Source organism: Vibrio sp. 2CM40D (assembly GCF_023161825.1).
Classification (GTDB): domain Bacteria; phylum Pseudomonadota; class Gammaproteobacteria; order Enterobacterales; family Vibrionaceae; genus Vibrio; species Vibrio alginolyticus.
Map to the genome: position 1 here is coordinate 342,720 of NZ_JALNTL010000001.1, position 21,504 is coordinate 364,223.

23 protein-coding genes are annotated in these 21,504 nt (G+C 45.5%); 6 read left to right on the plus strand and 17 right to left on the minus strand.

Annotation, left to right across the window (positions count from 1 at the left end):
* Positions 1-17: 17 nt before the first annotated feature.
* The 15 genes from fliG to MTF70_RS01675 form a co-directional block, all read right to left on the minus strand.
* Positions 18-1,073, minus strand: coding sequence for a flagellar motor switch protein FliG (gene fliG / locus MTF70_RS01605; RefSeq protein ID WP_005380470.1), 1,056 nt, complete (start codon positions 1,071-1,073; stop codon positions 18-20).
* Positions 1,066-2,808, minus strand: a complete 1,743-nt coding sequence (fliF, locus tag MTF70_RS01610; protein ID WP_005380462.1) for a flagellar basal-body MS-ring/collar protein FliF — start codon at positions 2,806-2,808, stop codon at positions 1,066-1,068. Before fliF ends, fliG begins: the two co-directional genes overlap by 8 nt.
* 14 nt (positions 2,809-2,822) lie before the next feature.
* The gene (fliE, locus tag MTF70_RS01615; RefSeq protein ID WP_005384482.1) at positions 2,823-3,134 is read right to left on the minus strand and encodes a flagellar hook-basal body complex protein FliE; all 312 of its coding nucleotides are present in this window, start codon (positions 3,132-3,134) and stop codon (positions 2,823-2,825) included.
* A 122-nt stretch (positions 3,135-3,256) separates the two neighbouring features.
* Positions 3,257-4,666, minus strand: coding sequence for a sigma 54-interacting transcriptional regulator (locus MTF70_RS01620; RefSeq protein ID WP_005380460.1), 1,410 nt, complete (start codon positions 4,664-4,666; stop codon positions 3,257-3,259).
* A 36-nt stretch (positions 4,667-4,702) separates the two neighbouring features.
* Positions 4,703-5,734: an ATP-binding protein gene (locus tag MTF70_RS01625; protein ID WP_005380459.1), complete on the minus strand. Its 1,032-nt coding sequence runs from the start codon at positions 5,732-5,734 to the stop codon at positions 4,703-4,705.
* A 199-nt stretch (positions 5,735-5,933) separates the two neighbouring features.
* Complete coding sequence (locus MTF70_RS01630) at positions 5,934-7,400, minus strand: sigma-54 dependent transcriptional regulator (RefSeq protein WP_005384490.1); 1,467 nt, start codon at positions 7,398-7,400, stop codon at positions 5,934-5,936.
* Between the two features lie 287 nt (positions 7,401-7,687).
* A complete protein-coding gene (gene fliS / locus MTF70_RS01635) occupies positions 7,688-8,098 on the minus strand; it encodes a flagellar export chaperone FliS (protein ID WP_005380457.1) in 411 nt (136 codons plus the stop codon).
* Between the two features lie 12 nt (positions 8,099-8,110).
* Complete coding sequence (locus tag MTF70_RS01640; RefSeq protein ID WP_005380456.1) at positions 8,111-8,416, minus strand: flagellar protein FliT; 306 nt, start codon at positions 8,414-8,416, stop codon at positions 8,111-8,113.
* 3 nt (positions 8,417-8,419) lie between these two features.
* Positions 8,420-10,414, minus strand: coding sequence for a flagellar filament capping protein FliD (gene fliD, locus MTF70_RS01645; RefSeq protein WP_054866624.1), 1,995 nt, complete (start codon positions 10,412-10,414; stop codon positions 8,420-8,422).
* A 21-nt stretch (positions 10,415-10,435) separates the two neighbouring features.
* The gene (gene flaG, locus MTF70_RS01650) at positions 10,436-10,870 is read right to left on the minus strand and encodes a flagellar protein FlaG (RefSeq protein ID WP_205461151.1); all 435 of its coding nucleotides are present in this window, start codon (positions 10,868-10,870) and stop codon (positions 10,436-10,438) included.
* Positions 10,871-10,962: 92 nt separating this feature from the next.
* The gene (locus MTF70_RS01655) at positions 10,963-12,093 is read right to left on the minus strand and encodes a flagellin (RefSeq protein WP_005380449.1); all 1,131 of its coding nucleotides are present in this window, start codon (positions 12,091-12,093) and stop codon (positions 10,963-10,965) included.
* 288 nt (positions 12,094-12,381) lie between these two features.
* A complete protein-coding gene (locus tag MTF70_RS01660; RefSeq protein ID WP_005382039.1) occupies positions 12,382-13,515 on the minus strand; it encodes a flagellin in 1,134 nt (377 codons plus the stop codon).
* A gap of 263 nt (positions 13,516-13,778) precedes the next feature.
* The gene (locus MTF70_RS01665) at positions 13,779-14,918 is read right to left on the minus strand and encodes a flagellin (RefSeq protein ID WP_064354230.1); all 1,140 of its coding nucleotides are present in this window, start codon (positions 14,916-14,918) and stop codon (positions 13,779-13,781) included.
* Between the two features lie 142 nt (positions 14,919-15,060).
* Positions 15,061-15,963 (minus strand): Dyp-type peroxidase, encoded by a 903-nt coding sequence (locus tag MTF70_RS01670; RefSeq protein ID WP_005387715.1) that lies wholly within the window; start codon positions 15,961-15,963, stop codon positions 15,061-15,063.
* A gap of 46 nt (positions 15,964-16,009) precedes the next feature.
* Positions 16,010-16,495, minus strand: a complete 486-nt coding sequence (locus MTF70_RS01675) for a DUF2919 domain-containing protein (protein ID WP_025768263.1) — start codon at positions 16,493-16,495, stop codon at positions 16,010-16,012.
* Between the two features lie 144 nt (positions 16,496-16,639).
* Here MTF70_RS01675 and MTF70_RS01680 point away from each other — a divergent pair, with 144 nt between their 5' ends.
* Complete coding sequence (locus MTF70_RS01680; RefSeq protein ID WP_005380437.1) at positions 16,640-16,993, plus strand: DUF2956 domain-containing protein; 354 nt, start codon at positions 16,640-16,642, stop codon at positions 16,991-16,993.
* A gap of 3 nt (positions 16,994-16,996) precedes the next feature.
* Entirely contained in the window at positions 16,997-17,329 is a 333-nt protein-coding gene (locus MTF70_RS01685; protein WP_025768262.1) for a DUF4156 domain-containing protein, read from the plus strand.
* Positions 17,330-17,363: 34 nt separating this feature from the next.
* Here the strand turns inward: MTF70_RS01685 and MTF70_RS01690 are convergent, their stop codons facing one another.
* Positions 17,364-17,651: a helix-turn-helix domain-containing protein gene (locus MTF70_RS01690; RefSeq protein ID WP_005380433.1), complete on the minus strand. Its 288-nt coding sequence runs from the start codon at positions 17,649-17,651 to the stop codon at positions 17,364-17,366.
* 291 nt (positions 17,652-17,942) lie between these two features.
* Between MTF70_RS01690 and MTF70_RS01695 the strand changes: the two genes are divergently transcribed.
* From MTF70_RS01695 to MTF70_RS01710, 4 genes are read left to right on the plus strand one after another with little or no spacing between them, the layout of a single operon-like run.
* Entirely contained in the window at positions 17,943-18,293 is a 351-nt protein-coding gene (locus MTF70_RS01695) for an ArsC family reductase (RefSeq protein WP_005380431.1), read from the plus strand.
* 18 nt (positions 18,294-18,311) lie between these two features.
* A complete protein-coding gene (dapE, locus tag MTF70_RS01700) occupies positions 18,312-19,448 on the plus strand; it encodes a succinyl-diaminopimelate desuccinylase (protein ID WP_005380429.1) in 1,137 nt (378 codons plus the stop codon).
* Positions 19,449-19,462: 14 nt separating this feature from the next.
* Positions 19,463-20,161 carry a M15 family metallopeptidase gene (locus tag MTF70_RS01705; RefSeq protein WP_042521432.1) on the plus strand — a complete coding sequence of 233 codons (699 nt, stop codon included), beginning with the start codon at positions 19,463-19,465 and terminating at the stop codon, positions 20,159-20,161.
* On the plus strand, positions 20,158-20,361 hold the full coding sequence (locus tag MTF70_RS01710; protein WP_005380425.1) for a DUF2897 family protein: 204 nt from the start codon (positions 20,158-20,160) through the stop codon (positions 20,359-20,361). The genes MTF70_RS01705 and MTF70_RS01710 overlap by 4 nt, the downstream gene beginning before the upstream one ends.
* Before the next feature lie 106 nt (positions 20,362-20,467).
* Here the strand turns inward: MTF70_RS01710 and bamC are convergent, their stop codons facing one another.
* Positions 20,468-21,487, minus strand: a complete 1,020-nt coding sequence (gene bamC, locus MTF70_RS01715; protein ID WP_005380424.1) for an outer membrane protein assembly factor BamC — start codon at positions 21,485-21,487, stop codon at positions 20,468-20,470.
* Between the last annotated feature and the right edge of the window lie 17 nt (positions 21,488-21,504).

Consider the following 21,504-nt stretch of genomic DNA (forward strand, 5'->3'; position numbering starts at 1 on the left):
TTGCGAAGCAATAGAAATTATAAGAATTCGTCAGCACCGCCAGACAACATGAGCTCACCAGCATCCGCCATTCGACGGGCAATTGCTAAGATTTCTTTCTGAGCGGCTTCTACATCTGCCACTCGTACTGGCGGCATCGCTTCTATGTCATCACGCATCATATCAGCAGCACGTTTAGACATGTTCTTGAAGACTTTCTCACGTAACGAGTCATCTGCACCTTTGAGTGCTTTTTGCAACACGTCTTGTGGTACGTCACGCAGCAACTTCTGAATACCTTGGTCGTCCACTTCGACTAAGTTTTCGAAGACAAACATTAGGTCTTGGATTTGCGTCGCCATGTCTTCGTCCTGATCGCGAATTTGTTCCATCAACAAACCTTCGACGTTGTTGTCTAGGTAGTTCATGATCTCCGCTGCTGCTTTCAGGCCGCCAATTTTGGCTGCTTGTGCACCCGCTTGACCCGCGAACTGTTTCTCCATGATTTCGTTCAGCTCTGCCAATGCTGATGGCTGAACTTCTTCAAGGTTGGCAATACGCATCATCAGATCCAAACGCACGCGCTCAGGGAACTGAGACAAAATCTCTGCAGATTGGTCTGCTTCTAAATAAGACAGTACGATAGTTTGAATCTGTGGGTGTTCATTGACAATAATGCTCGCCACTTGGCGTGGGTCCATCCATTTCAAAGAATCCAAACCTTTTGAGCCCGTACCAAGTAGGATCTGGTCAACTAAGTTGTTGGCTTTGTCTTCACCAAGAGCGGCAACCAGTGCATTACGCATAAAGTCTTCGCTGCCCATACCAATGTTGGTGTATTTCTGGATATCCTCCAAAAACGCACGATGAACAGCAGATACCTTGTCTTGGCTGAGATCCTTCGCGCGAGCCATCGCACTACCAACACGCTGAACCTGTTTTGGTTCTAGGTGACGGATAATGCCAGCTGCATCTTGTTCATTAAGGCTCAGTAGCAAAATTGCCGCTTTTTCTTCGCCAGTAATGGTTGAAACATCCAGCTCTACTGGCATTCCCGCGGCGTTGTCATCTTGAGGTACGATATCGTTAGCCATTGTCATTCATCCAGTTTTTCACTACTTGAGCAGCCAGTTCAGGTTCATTCGCAACCAGAGCGCGAACCGCTTTCAATACATCTTCATCTTTATGAAGGTTTGGCAAATCAATACTTGAGCCAAACTCGAACAGTTCGCTGCTTTCGATGTCACTGCCAATCAAGCTAGTTTCACCATCCGCACCAATCGGCAAGCCGTCTGGTCCGTACATTTCGTCTTCATCATCGCTGGTAGGGTTAAGCAATTTCTTCATTGCTGGGCGAACCAGAACCAACACAACCACAATAATCACTAATGCACTTGCGAACCAACGAACCCAATCACTGAAGTTAGGGTGCTCCCAAATTGGTGGTTCTTCTAGCTGCTCAGCCTCTGGCTCAGCAAACTTTACACTCAATACATTCAGCAAATCGCCACGGCCTTGATCAAAGCCAACAGTACCAATTAATACTTGGCGAATGGCATTGATTTCAGATTCGGACATTGGGGTATAAGTCACTTCACCCGTATCAGGGTTAACTTGACGACGGTCTTTAATCGCAACAGAAACGGTCTGACGAGCCACCGTCCCTGTCTGCTTTCGCTCGTGGCTGATGGTGGTATCTAGCTCAAAGTTACGCGTGGACTCTTTACGAACTGACCCCTGCCCCATGACAGAACCATCTTTCATTTGAGCCACATCTTGCGGAATTGAGGCATCCGCTGGAGGCTGATTACTCAACGCACCCGGAATACCCGCTACCATGTTACCGTTATTGTAATCTTCGAGTGCGTACTCACTGCGGGTCGCAGGGGTGTTCGGATCAAAGCGTTTGCGAGTTTGTTCAACCGCACTGAAATCCATTTGGATATCAACCTGCGCCGTATAGTTGCCATAACCTAAAATCGGTAATAGTACGGAATCAATTTTTTCGCGCAGCGCTTGCTCTTGGCTGCGTTCTAATTCTTGTTCTTTGCGTCGCGCCGCAGAAGCGGGATCTTGGGAGCCTGAGCTGAGTAAGCGGCCATGCTGATCTGTGACGGTAATTCGAGAAGTTTTCATTCCCGGCACGGCACTCGCTACCATGTCGACAATAGAATCCACTTCTTGCTGCTTAAGGTTCGTGCCTGTCGACAATGTCAAAAATACCGACGCAGACGCTTCTTGGTTATGACGCACAAACACGCTGTGCTTTGGCAGTGCCAATAACACTCGTGCTTTGCGAACTTGCTTCATTTCTTCAATTGCTTGAGCCAATTGGCGCTCTCGACTGAGTTTGAGACGCTCTTGCTCGAGACGTTGTGAAACACCAAAACCCATGTCTTGCAGCAAAATATCATCGCCTGCTTCTGTAGCTTGGTTAACGCCGGAACGAACCATGCCAAGTTTGATCGAGTTGTACTCACTCGATTCAACAGAAACAGTATTGCCATCAAGCTTATAATTGATTTTCTGCTGGTCCAGATAATCCAGAACGGGGATCAATTCTTCGGTCTCATACGCACCAAGTGGGCGCATCTCCGGTTCTTTGACCCAAAAGAACAGCATCACGATCAATGCAACACAGATGGATATCGACAGCACAAGCACAACCTGACGAAGTAAATCGAGGTCGCCCACTGCCATATCGAATTTTGACGCACTGCGCTCTTCTAGATCTGGATTTTGACTCTCCACATCCACATCGGAACTTGCTACCAGTGCACCATCTGAGCCGCCTTCAGTGACGGTTAAATCTGTAGACTTGTCTGCCACACTTATTACCTAAATTACACTGGCATGTTCATGAGATCTTTATATGCCTCAACGAGTTTATTGCGAATTTGAACCGTCGCATCAAAAGCGACACTAGACTTGTTACGAGCGATCATAACGTCAGAAAGGGATACATCGGCATCACCACGATCAAAACGGGTTTGTAAATCACCAGATGCTTTTTGAAGTGTGTTCACGTTATTGATGGCTTTAGTTAGGAGATCGTTAAAATCCGCTCCAACTTTCGCCCCACTTGCAGTAGGAGCCGTATTGGTTGCTTCTACCATCATGGCGCGCATTTCTGCCTGAATACCATCAATTTTCATTAGCACCTCTAAGCCAAAAGATTGACTATTAACAAAACTGATTATTGACACAGCAATTAACGTGCCATAAGACATTAGCAATCAATTTACTTACACTTTTCGTCTTATGGCCGTTGTCTGTGTTAATTCGGGATATCTATACCAGCATCACGCATTTTGGCAAGCTTATAGCGCAAGGTTCGAGGGCTTATACCCAGTTTCTCCGCCATTTCTTTGCGTCGACCATTACACTCAACCAAAGTCTCTAAAATAATGGCGTATTCTTGATCGCGCAGCTCGCTGCCTAAGCCTTCTCCACCAGTTACTGGGCGGCTGACACTCTCAGCTTGAGCAACTGGCTTAACATTGGGCACGACCATATCTGCATTTTGCACCACGTGTTGTAAGCTATTGGCATCTTGCCAATCTACGCCCTCAAGCAAAATGTGCTCAGCATCGATGTCGCCATTTTCACTTAATATCAGCGCTCGTTGAACCACGTTATCCAACTCACGAACATTACCCGGCCAAGGGTATTGCAATAGTTTTTCTAACGCAACGGTCGAGAATTGAGGCACTGGCATGCCCATTTTGCTGCAATGACGCTCAGCAAGATGCTTGGCAAGCGGTGCAATATCGCCTTTACGTTCTTTAAGTGCAGGCCACGCAATTGGGAATACATTCAGGCGGTAATATAAGTCCTCTCTGAAGTTTCCTTCTGACACGTATTGCTTAAGATCACGGTTACTAGTCGCTAACACACGAACATCTAACTTGATGCTTTTGCGACTGCCTAGGCGCTCTACTTCTCGCTCTTGCAAAACACGCAACAACTTCGCTTGCAGGTTCAAGTCCATTTCGCTGATTTCATCAAGCAAGATTGTGCCACCTTGCGCTTGTTCAAACTTTCCTGGGCATGCCTGAACAGCACCAGTAAATGCGCCCTTTTCATAGCCAAACAGTGTTGCTTCGAGCATATTGTCAGGAATCGCGGCACAGTTAATTGCGACAAAAGGACCATTTTTACGATTTGACGCGTTGTGAATATAACGCGACATCACTTCTTTACCTGAGCCACTCGGACCTAGCACCATAACATTCGCATCTGTACGCGCCACTTTATCGGCCAACGCGAGTAAGCTCAGACTTTTCTCATCAGCAACGATAGCGTCACCGTTGTCATCACTTTTTATCGGTGCATAACGACTGACCATATTTAGCAACACTTCTGGTGCAAATGGTTTCGCCATGTAGTCAATCGCGCCATCTTTCATTGCCGACACGGCATCTTCAATATTGGCGTACGCCGTCATTAGCAATACTGGTAAGTTAGGCCAATTCTGCTTGATGCTTTTGAGCAGAGCTAAGCCACCCATACCCGCCATTTGCACATCAGAAACGACGATATCAACCGTATTCGATTTCAGCTTTAACAGTGCATCTTCAGCACAGTCCGCTTCCAACCACTCATACCCAGCCAGAGCCAGAGTATCGACTAGGGCTTCACGAAGACCTTCATCGTCTTCTACGATCAGCACTTTGCTTTGCGCCATTATGATTCTCCAGAAATTGTTATTACCAAAAGCCGCTTATTGCGCTTCTGTTTGCACTCGCTCTAGCGGAATGCACATGGTGAAGCAGGCTCCATCACCCTGCTCTGAAATAAGTTCCAATCGACCGTCATGGGCACGGCAAACCATTTGAACAACTGCCAACCCTAATCCAGTTCCTTGAGAACGTGTGGTAAAAAATGGCTCCATGATTTTGGCTTGCAGTTCTTCGGGCACTCCCGGTCCGCTGTCTTGCACAGAAATGCGTAACTCACCATTTACCGGGCGGAAAAAAATATCGACTTGCGATTCTTTACCAGACATTTGAATCGCATTCATGACCAGATTACTCAATGCGGATGCAATGGCGTTCGCATTGCCTAGTAGTTCAGTTTGTTCTTCTTCCACTTCTAGGCAGTAATCAATACTGTTGTTTTTTAGCGCGGTTTCGACCATCGGCTGATATTCCGCTACCAACTGGGCAATCGTAAATGGCTTAATGACTTTATTATCACCACCTTTAGCAAAAAGCAGCATATCATTAACCTGCTTTTCCAAATCGTGCAGTCGATCCATTAATTTGGTTTGGAAGCGATCTTTTGTCGCTGGAGGAAGATTTGGCGCTCCCAAATTGGATGCATATAACATAGCGCTCGACAGCGGCGTTCTTACTTGGTGAGCAAGCGACGCAACCATACGTCCTAACGACGATAAGCGCTGTAAATCACTGACACGAGCTTGAAGTAAACGGGTTTCGGTTAAATCGGTAATCAGGATCAATTGACCTGTTGTGGACGCCGAGATGGCGAGTCGAACTTTACGGCCATTACGTAATGAAACTTCGTGGCCATCATCTTCACGTGGGTCAAACACCGCCTGGATAACGTTGAACCATTTTTCGTTAACCAGTGGAATCTCAAGAATTCGGTGCGCTTCTGGATTTGCTTCACGCACTACTCCGTACGTATCGAGCAAAATCACTCCAGCAGGCATCACATCGAGCACCTGTTTGTAGCGCTCAACCTGATTCTCTACGGAATCTAAATGGGATTGATTGGTGTTGTTATCCATTACTGCCTGTCGAAATATCGCCGCTAAAACTAAAATAGCTTGGTAAGCAATTAGCGTACCAAGCTATTTTTTATATTTATCAGGACGTTAAGCTATCGACAATAAGTTGACACTCAGAGATAACGGTTTTGGATGCCAGAAAAACGATGTTAACTAGCACAAGTGATAATTCAGATATCGTCTTAAAACTTCACTTTACCTAGCGCTGTAAGTTGTACTTACGCATTTTTTCCACCAGCGTAGTACGTCGCATACCCAGCATGTCGGCCGCTCTTGCTACAACGCCACCCTGCGCTTCTAATGCTTGGCTGATCATATTAACTTCTAAATCAGCCAGCAGCTCTTTCAAATTAACCCCTTCCGGTGGCAGCGCTTGCGGGGCGTTCATGCTGTGATCAAGGTCGTCTTGATCTTCAAAGCTAAAATCTTCAGAGAAGATATCTTGGAATACATCACGCTCTTGCTCTTCCACCGAAACAAATGGATTGCTCTCTGGTTGGAACTCTGGGATGTCACTGTAGCGATATTTGGTTGGTAGATGGTTTACATCCACTAAGCTATTTGGATACAGAATAATCATTCGCTCAACAAGATTAGCCAACTCGCGTACGTTGCCCGGCCAGTTATGCTCCATCAGTGAGTTGATTGCACGAGGTGTAAAACAGATAGGTTGTCCGCCCTCCGCCTCTAAACGTGTCATCAGTTCTTGCAGCAGCAATGGTATATCTTGTTTGCGCTCTTTCAGCGCTGGCATCTCAATCGGAAACACGTTCAGACGATAGAACAAGTCTTCTCGGAACGTGCCTTCTTCAATCATATTTTCTAGATTACGGTGTGTCGCCGCCACAACTCGAACATTTACCTTGATGGTACTATTGCCACCTACACGTTCAAAGCAGCGTTCTTGCAATACACGAAGCAACTTTACTTGCATCGACATTGGCATATCGCCAATCTCATCAAGAAAGATCGTGCCACCGTCTGCGAGCTCAAATCGACCTTTACGGGCAGTTAACGCACCAGTAAACGCGCCTTTTTCGTGACCAAATAATTCGCTTTCTAGGAGCTCAGGCGGTATTGCACCGCAGTTAATAGGTACAAATGCGCCATCGCGGTATGAAGAGTGATAGTGGATGTTACGCGCAACAACTTCTTTACCTGTACCGGACTCACCTAAGATCAACACGTTTGCTTCCGTGTTTGATACTTGCTCGATCAGGTGTCGAACTTCTTGAATACCTCTACTTTGACCAACTAAGCTGCGAAAAAGCGTGTTTTTGCGTGCACTAGCAACAACATTCACTCCTTTTCGCCCCAGAAAATCTTTGCAGTGGCGTAACGCTTCACTAAGCTGTGGGTAATTAAGCGGCAGCTCTAGTTCACCAACAAAATTTGGAAGATCATCAACAGGCAAAGGAAAACGGCCCATGACTAGAAGAGGGATGTGGTAAGCGCTGTTTAAATGAGAGATAACCGTACTCGCCGCTTGACCTGCTGGAATATTACCAACAATACAGCACGACCATACGCTAGACCAATCAACATCGCTGAGCTGATCAGAACTGACCGCTTCGCAATTTTCTCCAACAAATTCCAATATATTGCTTAAATTTAAACGACTTGATGCGTCATCATCAATTACAAGCAGCTTTGCCAAACCATGCATAAGTAAGAATGATTGCCTTTATTTTAGGTGCGTTGCGGCCAAACCTTGATTTGCGCAATTGGGTGCTAAAGAAGGCAGAACCACCACACTCAATTTACGATAGACAAAATAGGAAAATCAGCAACAAAAAAGCCATTAGGGCTACTAATGGCTTCTATTTTATTTGAATATAAAAATAAGGCAACCAAGCAATGGAGAGGTGTGAGCTTGATAGAAACTTTGCTACACAACTCGTTGCGCAATTGACAAATATATTCGTCTAGTATCTTAACGCATTGTTTTGACTATTAAATACCAACTTCAGCAGCGGTAAGATTATGAAACTCTGTTGGGATTTGGTCCCAAGCGGACTTGATCTCACGGATAATGTCGATAACGTCGTCGATCAGCTGAGGCTCATTTTGATGGTTAGCAGCAGAAATTTGCGTGATCATAAACTCATACAGTGAATCTAAGTTTGAAGCAATATCACCACCGTCATCCATAGATAGACAGCTGCGTAGCGCGATAATGATGTCTAACGCTTTACCCAAGCGCTCACCTTTTGCTGGAATATTGCCTGCTTGCATGGCTGCTTTACCTTGAATAAGGCGCTCAATCGCACCAGCCATAAGCATTTGAATGACTTTGTGCGGAGAAGCCGCGCTAAGCTGGCTGTCGACTGATACCTTTTTGTATGCTTGCAAAGAACCGCGCATAGTAATCCTCTTTTAAATAAATTTTTTGTACTGCTGAAGTGAACGCTGGCCATAACGAAACTTATGGAGCTCTTTTCCGACCTTTGACGTTTCCGATTGCATCAGCTCGACAATTCTTTTGGTACGAGTTAGCAACGCTTGCCACTCTGCATCCTGCTTAACCAAAGGATTTTGATGAATAATTGGTAACAGGTTTTGCAATAACCGTTCCCTGATATCGACCAAGCGAAGAATTTCTTCAGCATTAAAATCAATTTTTTCTAATTCTTGCGTAATTAGTTGATCTATATCACTAATTTCCATGAGTTCTTTTTGCATTTATTAACCCAACGCACTCATCAAAGCGCCTAACTGGCCTTGCATTTTACCGGTTGCATCTTGCATCGCGGTAAACTTCGCATGAGTACGCTTCTCTAGGCTTTCCATGCGGCGATCTAATGCCGCTTGATCGTCACTCAAACGGTAGTTTTGTTCTGTGAGACTTTTTTCTCGAGTACGAATACTGCCTGTAATACCTGTGATACCGTGAATCGCATCTTCTACTCGTTTAGCAAAACCTGTGTTGCCACCGAAGAACTTTTCTAACTCGTTGAAGTTATTGTTCAACTGGCGATCTAGCATGTCATAGTTGATTTCTAGGGTGCCTTGACGTGTGGTCGTAATGCCAAATTCTGTTAAGGACTTTAGGTTTTCAGGCGCCTTATCGATTCGAGTAGAAAAGACCGATTTTAATCGTGAATCTGCACTGCGTACGGTGCTGTCACCTGACAACGGCCCTTTTTGACCAGTTACCGGATCCACACTCGCCAACGCTTGGGAGGTTTGATAAAACGAGTTATACGCTGCCACAAAGTTTTCGATATCGTTGCGTACACTTTGACGGCCGTACTCGACACCAATTTCAGCAGGCGGTTTATTCGGTTCTGATTTGCCTTTTAGCGTTAAATCAACACCTTCGATCGCATCTTCAATCACATTGTTGTGGCTAGATAGCTTTGCCACTCCATCAAGCAGAACTTCTGAATCTTGCCCTGCTTGTACTTCTGTCATCCCAAGGTATTCTTCAAAAGCAGATTGTGCCTTTGCGATTTTCGCTTCTGCTTCATCAATTTTTTCCAGACGCTCACGTTCTTGAGGATCAAGTTTAGCGCGATGAATTTGCTTAGCTTGCGCTTCGGAAAGTTCACCACGTGCCACTTTTTCGTCTAACGCTTGCTTTTCACTCGCAATTTTTTGCTCGATTTCCGCTTTTTCTTGCTCAAGAAGCTGCTTAGCCTCTTTCGTCGTAACGTAAGAATCGGTTAGGGTGCCCGATGCGGCATTATTCCAGCCTGGAACATCTGGTGCCTTCTCTATTGCCTTTTCGTCGAGTTCGAGCTCTGGTTCTTCATAAGAGTCCAACAAAGTACCTGACGCAGTTTCTGTCCACCCTGGAATTCTGTCTTCAGGGCGTAAACTCGCGCGTCGGTTGGCTTCATCAATGGCTTCTTGACCAGCTTTGGCTGCTTCTGCACCCGCCGCAGAGATTGGCGCTTGCGATGCATCATCTTGTACATCGTCTGCCGCTTTTTGCTCTTCTGGAGGTAGAGGATTGCCGTTTGCATCCAGCTCTTCTGCTGGTTGTTCCGGAAATTTAAGAGGACCTAAGACATCTTCCGCCGCTGAACGAGCTTCTTCAAGCGCGTTGACGCGGTCTTCAAGTGTTTGGTATTCGAAATATTTAAGAGGGTTGCCTTTTTCTGCCTCCACACTGACTCTGATTTGATGATCCTTACCAGAGAGGTTAGAAGCAAGGATAAGGCGTGGACCTTCGACGTCGTTAATAAGAGATGCACGAACGCCAGGGTTATCTTTAGCGCCATTGATGCCGCGTACGACATCGATGAGCTTAGATCGGGAACGAACATCGATATTAAAACGCTCATCACCAAGCGAAATCTGCAGCTTACCAGGGCCAAATTTTGCGTCTTCTGGCAATACGTCAGAAGCGACTTTGTGGCTCTGAGCAAGCTGCAACACATCGATAGCATATTTGCCAGCGATAGCATCTGTGGTTGCCGTGGCAGATACGATATTGTCATTGGTCGTTTCGACAGTGCGAACGGCAAATGCTTTCTCCTGACGAAAGTTCGCCATGAGATTTTTCATCGTATCCAATGATTCTCTGAGTCGCCCGTAAGCACTGATACTGGCATTAATTGTCGTGCGTTCGTTGTCGATGCGTTGCTGCTTTGGTACGCGTTCGGCATCCACAATTTTGCTGACCATGGAATTAATATCCATGCCGCCAGACATCCCCAAAGGGCCTAAACTCATCAAATCACCTCTAAAAACGACTTACACTTTTTCAGTCAACAACCCGCTGTTGGCTGTGTGCTCAGCTAGGCGACGCAATACCACTAGCATTTCTTCATCAGGAATTTGACGAATCACGTCACCGGTATTGGCTTCATAAATCGTCACCACATCTCGTCCGGATTCTTCATCCACTCGAAATGCGACTCCTTTGTTTATGGACGTTACAAATTCATTCATTTGTGCGACCAATTTTTCACGTTCTTCTTTGTTCAGTTCTTGACGGCTTTCAGCCATCTCGATCGCAGCTTGAACAGAGAAGTCGTATTCGGTGTTTTTCGCTTTTTGCGGCGAAATCTCACCATTTGAATTTGCTGGGCTAGACGTGCCTATATCATTGCCATTTTTATTTGCAAACTTTGTGCCATTTGGCGTGCCGTAAGGCTGGATGTTCGATGCGTAGAAGGATATATCCATTACAATCTCCCTTCCACCTTATGGGCTAACGATAGAATCTATCGCTTTGGTGCCCCAGCACTAAGGTGTTGACCTCAGGCTGGGTTTACCACTTAGCCCAACAAGCTTAGCGCTGCAGATGGAGACTGCTTCGCTTGAGCCAGGATTGAAGTACTTGCTTGCTGAAGAATTTGCGACTTAGTCATCGCAGTGGTTTCCTTCGCGTAATCAGTATCTTTAATACGGCTTTTAGACGCGTTAACGTTCTCGTTAATGTTGTCTAGGTTGCTGATTGCGTGGTTGAAGCGGTTTTGGAAAGCACCGAGTGAAGCTCGTTGGCTGTCTACGGACTTAAGAGCGCCGTCGATAACCGCTACTGCTTCTTGAGAGCCAGCTACTGTGGTTACGTCGATGTCTTTCACTGTTACGTCTTTCGGACCACCAAAGCCGATCTCATCTGCTAGGTTGCCAGAAAACTCAACATCACCTTCAACTTTTTGAGAAGAAGCAAATACTTGTAGTTTGCCATCTTCGCCAACAGAGGCTTTTACATCATCGTTTTGACCGTTGATGTATGTCGCTAGCTGTTCAATATCATCGCCTTGCTTAGCGCTGATTGATAGCTCTTTCTCTTCACCCTGCTTGTTGGTGTAGCTCATTTTGAACTCTGTTTTCTCACCAACAGTCCAAGATGCGTCTTTACCCTCTTCTGCTGCGTAGCTCTTACCACCCATTGCTGAAGTGTCTGAGCGTAGGTTACCCATAGACAGCATCACTGCTTCACCTGAGTCCGCCCCGATTTGGAAAGACTGAGTACCGTAAGTACCGTTTAGAAGCTTGTTACCACCGAAAGAGGTAGTTTCAGCAATACGGTTTAGCTCGTCGTTTAGCGCTGTTACTTCTTCTTGGATCGCTACACGTTCTGCTTTTGAGTTAGAGCCGTTCGCCGATTGAAGCGAAAGATCACGCATACGTTGTAGGATGTTGGTAGATTCATTCATTGCACCTTCAGCAACCTGTGCAATAGAAATACCGTCGTTTGCGTTTTTCACTGCCATGTCTAGGCCACGGCTTTGTGCATTCAAGCGGTTTGAAATCTGTAGACCTGCAGCATCGTCTTTCGCGCTATTGATTTTATAACCCGAAGACAAACGCTCCATTGATTTTTGTTGACCGTCAGCTGCCTGGTTTAGGTAACGCTGTGCAGTCATCGCAGAAACGTTAGTATTAACGTTAATCGCCATAATTGATCTCCTTAAGGCTTTAGTGAATGTACCGTCGTGTCTCTCACCTCACTTAGGTACATCTCATTTCTCTCAGTCCCTTTAACGGCGACCGATGAATATCCTTTAGAAGAAATTTTCAATTTTTTGCGATTATTTTCTTTGGCTTACTGAAATGTGATGAAGCTCTAATGTCGTGATTCGCAGAAATCCTGGGGGCCCAAAAGACAGAAAAAAACCCAGCCGAAGCTGGGTTTACTCGCTCATCTCTCACCACGAGCCAATGAGGTTCTCGTCTTAGGTTTGAAATTAACCTAGCAGACTTAGCGCTGAGTTTGGCGCTTGTTTCGCTTGCGCAAGGATTGAGCTTGACGCTTGCGATAGAATTTGTGATTTGGTCATTGCCGTCGTTTCTTTCGCGAAATCTGTATCTTTGATACGGCTCTTCGACGCATTCACGTTCTCGTTAATGTTGTCCAAGTTGCTGATTGCGTGGTTGAAACGGTTCTGGAATGCACCTAGCTCTGCGCGGTGGCTGTCTACGTATTTCAGTGCTGCATCGATGATAGCAACAGATTCTTGTGCGCCACCAACTGAGGTTACGTCGATAGTATCTACCGTTACTTTTTTACCTTCGCCCAAACCTAGTTCACCAGATAGACCGCCTGAAAACTCGACCTCGCCCTCAACTTTGTTGTTGCCAGCGAAGATTTGCAGTTTACCGTCTTGGTCTACTGACGCTTTCACTAGGTCAGTTTGGCCGTTAATGTAAGTCGCAAGCTCTTCAATATCATCACCCGCTTTTGCGCTGATGTTGATTTCTTGCTCTTGGCCGTAGCTGTCCGTTAGGTTGATTTTTAGGTCATTCTTGCCTTGGGCAACGTTCCAATCTTTACCTTTACCGCTTTCTGCTTGGTAGCTTACACCGCCCATCATTTTGTTGTCTGAGCGCATGTCTTTTAGCTCAAGCATTACCGCTTCGCCGTTATCCGCACCGATTTGGAACGATTTCGCGCCGTGGGTACCGTTTAGCAGCTTGTTACCACCGAAAGAAGTGGTTTCTGCGATGCGGTTTAGTTCGTCGTTGAGAGCGGTCACTTCTTCTTGAATCGCAACACGTTCTGCTTTCGAGTTTGAACCGTTTGCTGATTGCAGAGACAAGTCACGCATACGTTGAAGAATGTTAGTGGTCTCGTTCATTGCACCTTCAGCAGTTTGTGCAATCGAGATACCGTCGTTCGCGTTGCGAACCGCTACATCCAAACCACGGCTTTGTACGTTCAAACGGTTCGAGATTTGTAGACCCGCAGCGTCATCTTTTGCGCTGTTGATTTTAAAACCTGAAGACAAACGCTCCATAGAAGTTTGTTGAGCTGAGTTTGCGTTGTTTAGGTAACGCTGAGCGGTCATCGCTGATACGTTAGTGTTTACATTCACTGCCATGGTGATTTCTCCAATTGATTTTCCGGTGTAGCGGTTTCCGACGTCTCGGAAAACCAAGTAGTTCTCTCAAAGTTACTTTTATTAACGGCGCATGCCCTGTTTTCTTTAGAGAAAATTTTGGATTTTTTTGAAAATAATTCGTTTGGAGGGGTAATCGTGACAAAGCGGATAAAAAAGCAAAAAAACTTTCATTTTTCGCTAAAGCTTCTTTTCGAATTGTCGATACAGGCAGGTTTTACGTTAAATTCGGGCAAGGCCGTTCATCAGCCAAGTAAAGTTAATGCTAGGTTGGGCGCTTGTTTTGCTTGTGCAAGAATAGAAGTACTGACCTGCTGCAAAATCTGCTGCTTCACCATTTGCGTGGTTTCTTTCGCGTAGTCAGTGTCTTGGATACGACTGTTGGAAGCAGCTAAGTTTTCGTGGATGTTATCGAGATTATTGATCGCGTGATTAAAGCGGTTTTGATACGCGCCTAACTCCGCACGACTGCCATCTACCGTTTTCAAAGCATCATCTAAAATGCCGACCGCCATCTGAGCGCCACCGACCGTGCTAATATCAATACTATCTACCGTTCTATTTACGGTGACATACTTGCCAAGTTCTAACTCATCAGCCAGGCCACCACTGAAGGTTGGTCCAGGGTATTTTATGGCGTCCTTGTGGGACATGAGTAACTGCAGTTGCCCCTCCTCATTAACAGACGCTTTCACTTTATCGGTTTGCCCATTAATGTAAGTCGCGAGTTCTTCTATATCGTCGCCAGCTTTAGCTTCAATACGGATCTCCTGCTCTTCAAAATTGTTATCACGGTAGCTGATAACAATTTCATTATTTCCGTTTTGAACCGTCCAATCTGAACTGACTCTTTGATATGAGCTCATTGAAAAGCTACCTAAAGATTCCGGCTGCATGGTCCGCAGGCCAATTTGTACCGCTTCACCAGCCGTTGCTCCGATTTGAAAAGACGATGTACCGAATGTGCCATTCAGCAATTTACGTCCGCCAAAGGAGGTCGTTTCTGCAATACGACTTAACTCATCATTTAAAGCAGAAACTTCTTCTTGCAGTGCATTGCGCTCCGCTTTGCTGTTTGAACCGTTAGCTGACTGTAGCGACAAATCACGCATACGTTGCATGATATTGGTCACCTCATTCATCGCGCCTTCCGCAGTTTGCATGATGGAAATGCCGTCATTCGCGTTACGTACCGCGACATCCAAACCACGCATTTGTGATTGCAAGCGGTTGGAGATTTGCAGACCCGCAGCGTCATCCTTTGCGCTATTAATACGCTTCCCTGAAGACAAACGCTCCATGGATTGGTTCAGCATATCCGTTGCACTGGTCAAATGACGCTGTGCGACAAGTGCTGCTACATAGGTATTAACGGTGATCGCCACGAATAAAGAGTCCTAAAATTAAGGCTTTGAGTACTTATCGACCAAGTAACAGAAAAGTTTAGTGTTTTTTGAAAAGAGATTGGAATAGAAATAGAAAACAAAAGCCCTCCATTGGAGGGCTTAAGAAATAAAGTCTGAGAACTTACTTGATGGCTAGCTCTGCGAGCATTTCTTGCGAAGGCGCGAAGAAGTACGCACCAGTTACCGCTGTTGTGAAACGAAGCATTTGGTCTGTTTTACCATCTGTCACGCCGTACATACTTTCTAGCATCACTTTAATGTTATGAAGTGTATTGCAGTAAGAAATAAACAGCAGGCCATGAGGCCCTGTCACCGTCCCGTATGGTAAGCTGTGGCGAACAATCTTCAAACCTTTACCTTCTTCTTTGATATCAACGCGACCAACGTGTGATGCAGCAGGAACGTCTTCTAGCTCGATAGAGTCTGGCTTGGTACGACCAATCACTTTTTCTTGCGCTTTGACATTCAATCGATTCCAAGCGGCAAGGTTATGTTCAAAGCGCTGAGCCATAACATAACTGCCTCCAGCAAATGGGCCCTCTTTTACTAGAGCCACATCAGCGCGAGCCTCCCCTTTCGGGTTTTCTGTCCCATCAATAAAGTCTGTCATATCACGAGCATCAAGGTAACGGTACCCATATGTTTCGTCCACAATGGTGACATCTTGTGCCGTCTCTTCTAGGAACTTACGCAACACGTAAAAATGCAAGTCGTGACGAGTCGAGTGACAGTGAATCAGTACATCTACGTCTGTTGCTGGAGCAACGATGTCACCTTCGCCAAGTTGAGTAAAATCAATAAGCTCTTCTGGCGCGTCTACATTAAGGTGTTCCCAAAACGATTTTGTGAATGCGATAGAAAGCGTCAGCGCTGCACCCGGCTGGGTAATGTTTAACTCTTCCACCAACTTTGGCAGTGCTTTCAGTTTTTCTAATACGTTTTCACGGTTTTGGTTCACTTTGAGTTGAGTGTACAGTGCAAATGGCCCGGCTTCTGGCACGATCGCCGTTTGAGCTTGTGACATTGAGGTTTCCTCTATTACTTTGCCCCAGAGTGGGAAGTTATTGTTTTTAATTCTTTGAATGCTGCTGTTCATCGTGCGCCAATTGTGGCACATGAAAACAGTCTTTTACCCATCTTCCATTTAGAAGATAGATCATAAACCAAGCTAATAAGGTAATGGTAAGGGCGTTTGCCCAATTAAACACTCCATGTTCTAGGTACACATGATACATGGTCTGAGCAAGTTGAATACCGCACAAGATCAAAGTGATCTCGCGACCATAGCGAGTAATTCTGTTTACCCATCCTCTGTCGGGATGACGAAGCCCCATTAACCACATAAGAAGCAAACTTGGAATGCCCATCGCCAAACCTAAATACAACGTACTTGAATCTGGGTAAACAATAGCGAGTAGCTTACTGCCACTATCACGACTTACACCAGCCATGGCAAACACCACCCATGAACGCACAAGAAACATCCATCCCACCCATAAAATGATCGGCGCCTTTAAAAATCCATGGGCGTCATATTGGTCAAACGAATAGCGCACAACATCTTCTTCTTTATGTGATAAAAACGTCACTTTAACCTATCGTTTCAGAGTTGCAAGCCAACAAAGATGAGAACTGAAGTTCATTTCAGCACCTTACACAGGTAAACTAAACAAAGATTTACAGCGACGTTGATGAGAAACATGAAAAAAAGAACTCCTGCCACCCCTGTGCCTTCTCAAGAAACTCAAGCCGAAGCGATGAGAATTGCCAAATCCACGCAGAAACCGGGGCAAACCAAAGAGCAAACCAAGCTTATCGCTCAAGGTATCGAAAAAGGCATCGCGCAATATAAGAAACAACAAAAAGAGCGCAACCGCCAAGCCGATAAAGCGAAGAAAAAACAGCAACGTGAAAAACAACGTCAGCATGAAGAGATTATCGAACAAGACAATATCACCGACGATGCGCCAAACCATTCATCAAGCAAACTGCCTTGGACACTACTTGTTCTGAGCTGGATTGGCTTTGCTGCTTACATAGTATTGGGGAAATAGCTAATGAAACGCCTGTTACTTGGACTTTTTGTCGTGCTTCTAACGGGTTGCACGATGCCTTCTCACCTTACTCATGCTCAAAGTCAAGATGTTCATATTCGCATTGACGCGCAATTCAACCCTGAGCGATGCGAATACAAAGGCGAAGTCACCGGAAGTGAAGGCCATTGGTATAACTACATTTTCATGACTAATGACGCGATGATGCAAGGCGCGATGAACGATTTAAAAAACAATGCAGCGGCTATCGATGCGGACACCGTTTTTATGGTTTCCCCACAAGATTTTATCACTTCATTTAGCGTGCTGGGTTCCGCCTACCGCTGCAATGGATGAGGCCTGAATATGAAAAAAGCCAGCAATTGCTGGCTTATGCACGAAATCCAAGACTGCTAGCGATATCTCTCTCCCGCTCTAGAACCCATTGGCTATCAAAAGGCCCCCAATCTGAAAGTTGATAATAGCCGTCATTATGACGTCGGCCATCTTGAACGAATATGAGTTCAATGCCGATCCCAGGTAACGCCTTGAGTACATCTTGAATAGTACGACGAGGCCACCCCGTTTTTTCGATCAACTTTGGCACATTCGGCCTTTCTAGGTTTTCCACCAACAAGGCCAAATATAGCCGCCTTGCAAAAACAGGACTCAATTCCATTGACACCTCCTAAAATTGTGCTGATTCATTATTTCGTTTTTGCTCAGCGAGGTGTTGCGTTTGATCAATAACTCGACTTTTCCATTTGATTTAGACGAATTTTTATTCGATTTATAGCGCATTCATCGTAAATAAGTTATGTGACATTAGTTATCTCAATCTATCTGAAAATATTTTCCACCGCATTTTGTCAGTTTGATTGCTTCTTGATAGGATGCTTTAACAGCCCAAATCACTTAAGTGCGTCTTAACCGCGCCAGTGAAAAATAGAACAAAGAAAAAGGAAACACTATGTCGATTACCATGTTTGGTATTCCCAACTGCGATACGATCAAAAAAGCCAAGAAATGGTTAGAAGCCGAGGATATTGCTTACGACTTCCATGACTACCGTAAGCAAGGCATTGATGCAGAAATGGTAAGTGAATTTTGTCGCGCTTTAGGTTGGGAACAGGTGCTCAATAAACGTGGCACAACCTACCGCCAATTAGCGCAAGAGCAGAAAGACACACTTAACGAGGAAAACGCCATCGCTCTTTTGGTAGAAAACCCTGCGATGATTAAACGCCCAATTTTAAAAGTGAATGATCAACTTCATATCGGTTTTAAAGCTGATCAATACGCTAGCATTTTCAACTCTTAAATAAAGGAATACTCAAGGATGACAGACAGTCCAGTATTGGCACTTGCTAAAGATCTGATCAGTAGACAGTCCGTAACGCCGGAAGACGCAGGTTGTCAGGATTTGATGATCGAGCGCTTAAAAGCACTCGGGTTTGAAATTGAAGTGATGGTATTTGAAGACACCACGAACTTCTGGGCTCGACGTGGTTCAGAAGCGCCGCTATTTGCGTTTGCTGGCCACACCGATGTGGTACCAGCTGGCAAATTGGAACACTGGAATACACATCCGTTTGAACCGACCATTATTGATGGTTACTTGCATGGCCGCGGCGCAGCTGACATGAAAGGGTCGCTAGCTGCTATGGTCGTTGCTGTCGAACGCTTCATTGAAGAAAACCCAGACCACAAAGGCTCAATTGGCTTTTTGATTACGTCAGATGAAGAAGGGCCATTTATCAATGGTACCGTTCGCGTTGTAGAAACGTTGATGGAACGTGGTGAGAACATCGATATGTGTATTGTTGGTGAACCATCCAGCACCGACGTGGTTGGCGATGTAGTGAAAAATGGACGCCGTGGATCCATCACTGGTGATTTAACGGTAAAAGGAACACAAGGTCACGTGGCCTACCCTCACCTAGCCAGCAATCCAGTGCACGAGTCTCTACTCGCGATTCATGAACTCGCGACGACAGAATGGGACAAAGGGAATGATTACTTCCCACCGACTAGTTTTCAGATCCCGAATGTATCGGCTGGCACTGGTGCGTCTAATGTTATTCCTGGCGAGTTCCATGTTCAGTTCAACCTACGTTTTAGTACTGAGCTTAACAATGACGCAATTGTTCAGCGTGTTACCGAAACATTGGACAAGCATGAGCTGGACTACGACCTAAAATGGACATTCAACGGTGACCCATTCCTGACCGATACGGGCGCACTGCTAGACGCAGTTGTAGCTGCTGTGGCCGAAGTCAATGATACGAAGCCAGCGCTACTTACAACTGGCGGTACTTCTGATGGTCGTTTTATTGCTCGAATGGGAGGTCAAGTCGTAGAGTTAGGCCCTGTTAACGCTACGATTCATAAAGTGAACGAGTGTGTGAAAGTCGACGATCTTGAAAAGTTGACGGACATGTACGAAAACACGTTGAAGCACCTATTGGCGAAGTAATCAGCGAGAACACAATGACACCAGAGCAACTCACCGGAATCACTGATTCCCATCTTCAATCCACTTTAGTGGATCAAAAAGCGTTTCTACTCCACCCTGAAGTGGCTGACGATCTGCTAAAGATGATTGAAGCGGCAACAGAAGCAGGTTTCAAAATGGAAATCGCCAGTGGTTTTCGTGACTTTAATCGCCAAAAAGCCATCTGGAACGGGAAGTTTTCTGGTGAGTTGCCAATTCTCGACATCAACTCCCGCCCTTTGAATAAAACAGAGTTAAATGACAAAGAGAAATTGATGGCCATTTTGCGCTGGTCGGCATTGCCCGGAGGAAGTCGTCATCATTGGGGTTGTGATTTTGATGTCTATGCGCGCAATTTATTGCCTGCTGACACAAAACTCAAGTTGGAACCTTGGGAGTATCTTGAAGGCCACCAGCAGGCGTTCTACCAATGGTTAAAAGCCAACCTTGGTCGGTTCGGTTTCTTCTTTCCTTATCAGCATGATTTAGGTGGCGTTTCGATTGAGCCTTGGCACATTAGTCACCGCGCTGTCGGGCAGCAATGCCTCGAGCAGTTGACGCTTGATGTACTCAGAAGCCAGTTGATTAAACAAAATCAGACCGACAACATTGCAGGGATTGACGTCATACTGAATAATTTGGATAACGTCGTTGCCAAATTTATTCACAATATCACGCCGCCGGAGGCTCTATGATAGAAATACTAACCAATCCTTGGGTCATTATTATTGTAGTGTTGAGCGTGGTCATTGGTAATATTGCCGCACTCAAATATACCGCAAAAATGAAGTTTGGTCAGATGGATAAAAGCCGTAAGAACGATTTAGATAAGCTGAACACATTGGATAAACAGCGCTACGCTGAAGAAGATAAAAACAAAAACGAGCCTCGTTAGTTACTCACCAGCTTCATCTCGACACATTTAATCTAAACATCAAAAAAGGGACCACTAGGTCCCTTTTCTATCATTAAGTAAACACGCCGCGTTAAGCTCGCTTTGTTTACTGCTTCACTGTTGCAGCCAATACAGGCGCTAGTGATTTCAAAAACTCTTCTTCTACTGGCTTGCCAGAGGAGTCGGTGATATTGATAGACGTACGGTTGCCTAAATCACCAAGTAAGAATGTGTACTTACCAGCGGCTAACTCCACTGGTTTAACGCCGATATCGTTCCAGAATTCATCATCCGGAGATGCATATTTCGCAGTGATTGTGCCCTGAGACTGGCTACGCTCTTCAATCTTAAAGCCCATCTTAGGTAGAATATTAGGCAGACGTTGCCAAAGCATGTTGTATTGCGCACGCGCGATAATCACTGGAAGTCCGCTGCGGTCTTTACCCATTGTGATTGGGATCTGTTTAACCAACTCTTGCGCTTTACGCTGTGCTTCTTCACGCACTTCTTGATCGTAGCGAGCGGTGACCAAGTTCGTCATGAACACATTGTAGCGCTCACGGTTGGTCGCCGTTACTTCTTTCACTTGATTGCCTTCACGCCAGTCAATAAGGCTCACCTTAAAGCCGTGTCGACCATTTGCTTCAGCGCGTACGATTTCATATCGGCTGCCAATTTCTAGCTCTTCATCTGGCGAATCCCAAGTCACCCATCCTGTCTCGATGCGAGAGTCTGTTTGGCTTTCAACTGGAATCTCGTTAGCCGCGACCATGTTTTGCACCGTTTGCCAAACTTTATCTAGTTCATCTTTACGAAGTAGCCAAAGTGTCACTTCACCATCACTACTGCGGTCTAGACGTGCACCGGGAATAAGCTCTAGGACTTGTTGAGGTGGACGAATGTCGACATCTTTACCGACACCACCAGCGTAGTTACCCTGAGGGATCTCGTAGTTAGGGTAAAACTGAGGCTGTGCACCCTGTGGGACATTCCACTCACCCAAATTTGGGGAGTTCAAATACTCGAAGTCATCTTTTGCTTGACGACGTTGATTGGCACCACCTGAACAGGCAGTCAATACGAATACAGCTAATGAACTTAACACTAACTGGCTTGAAAGCTTCATCTATACTCCTAAAACAC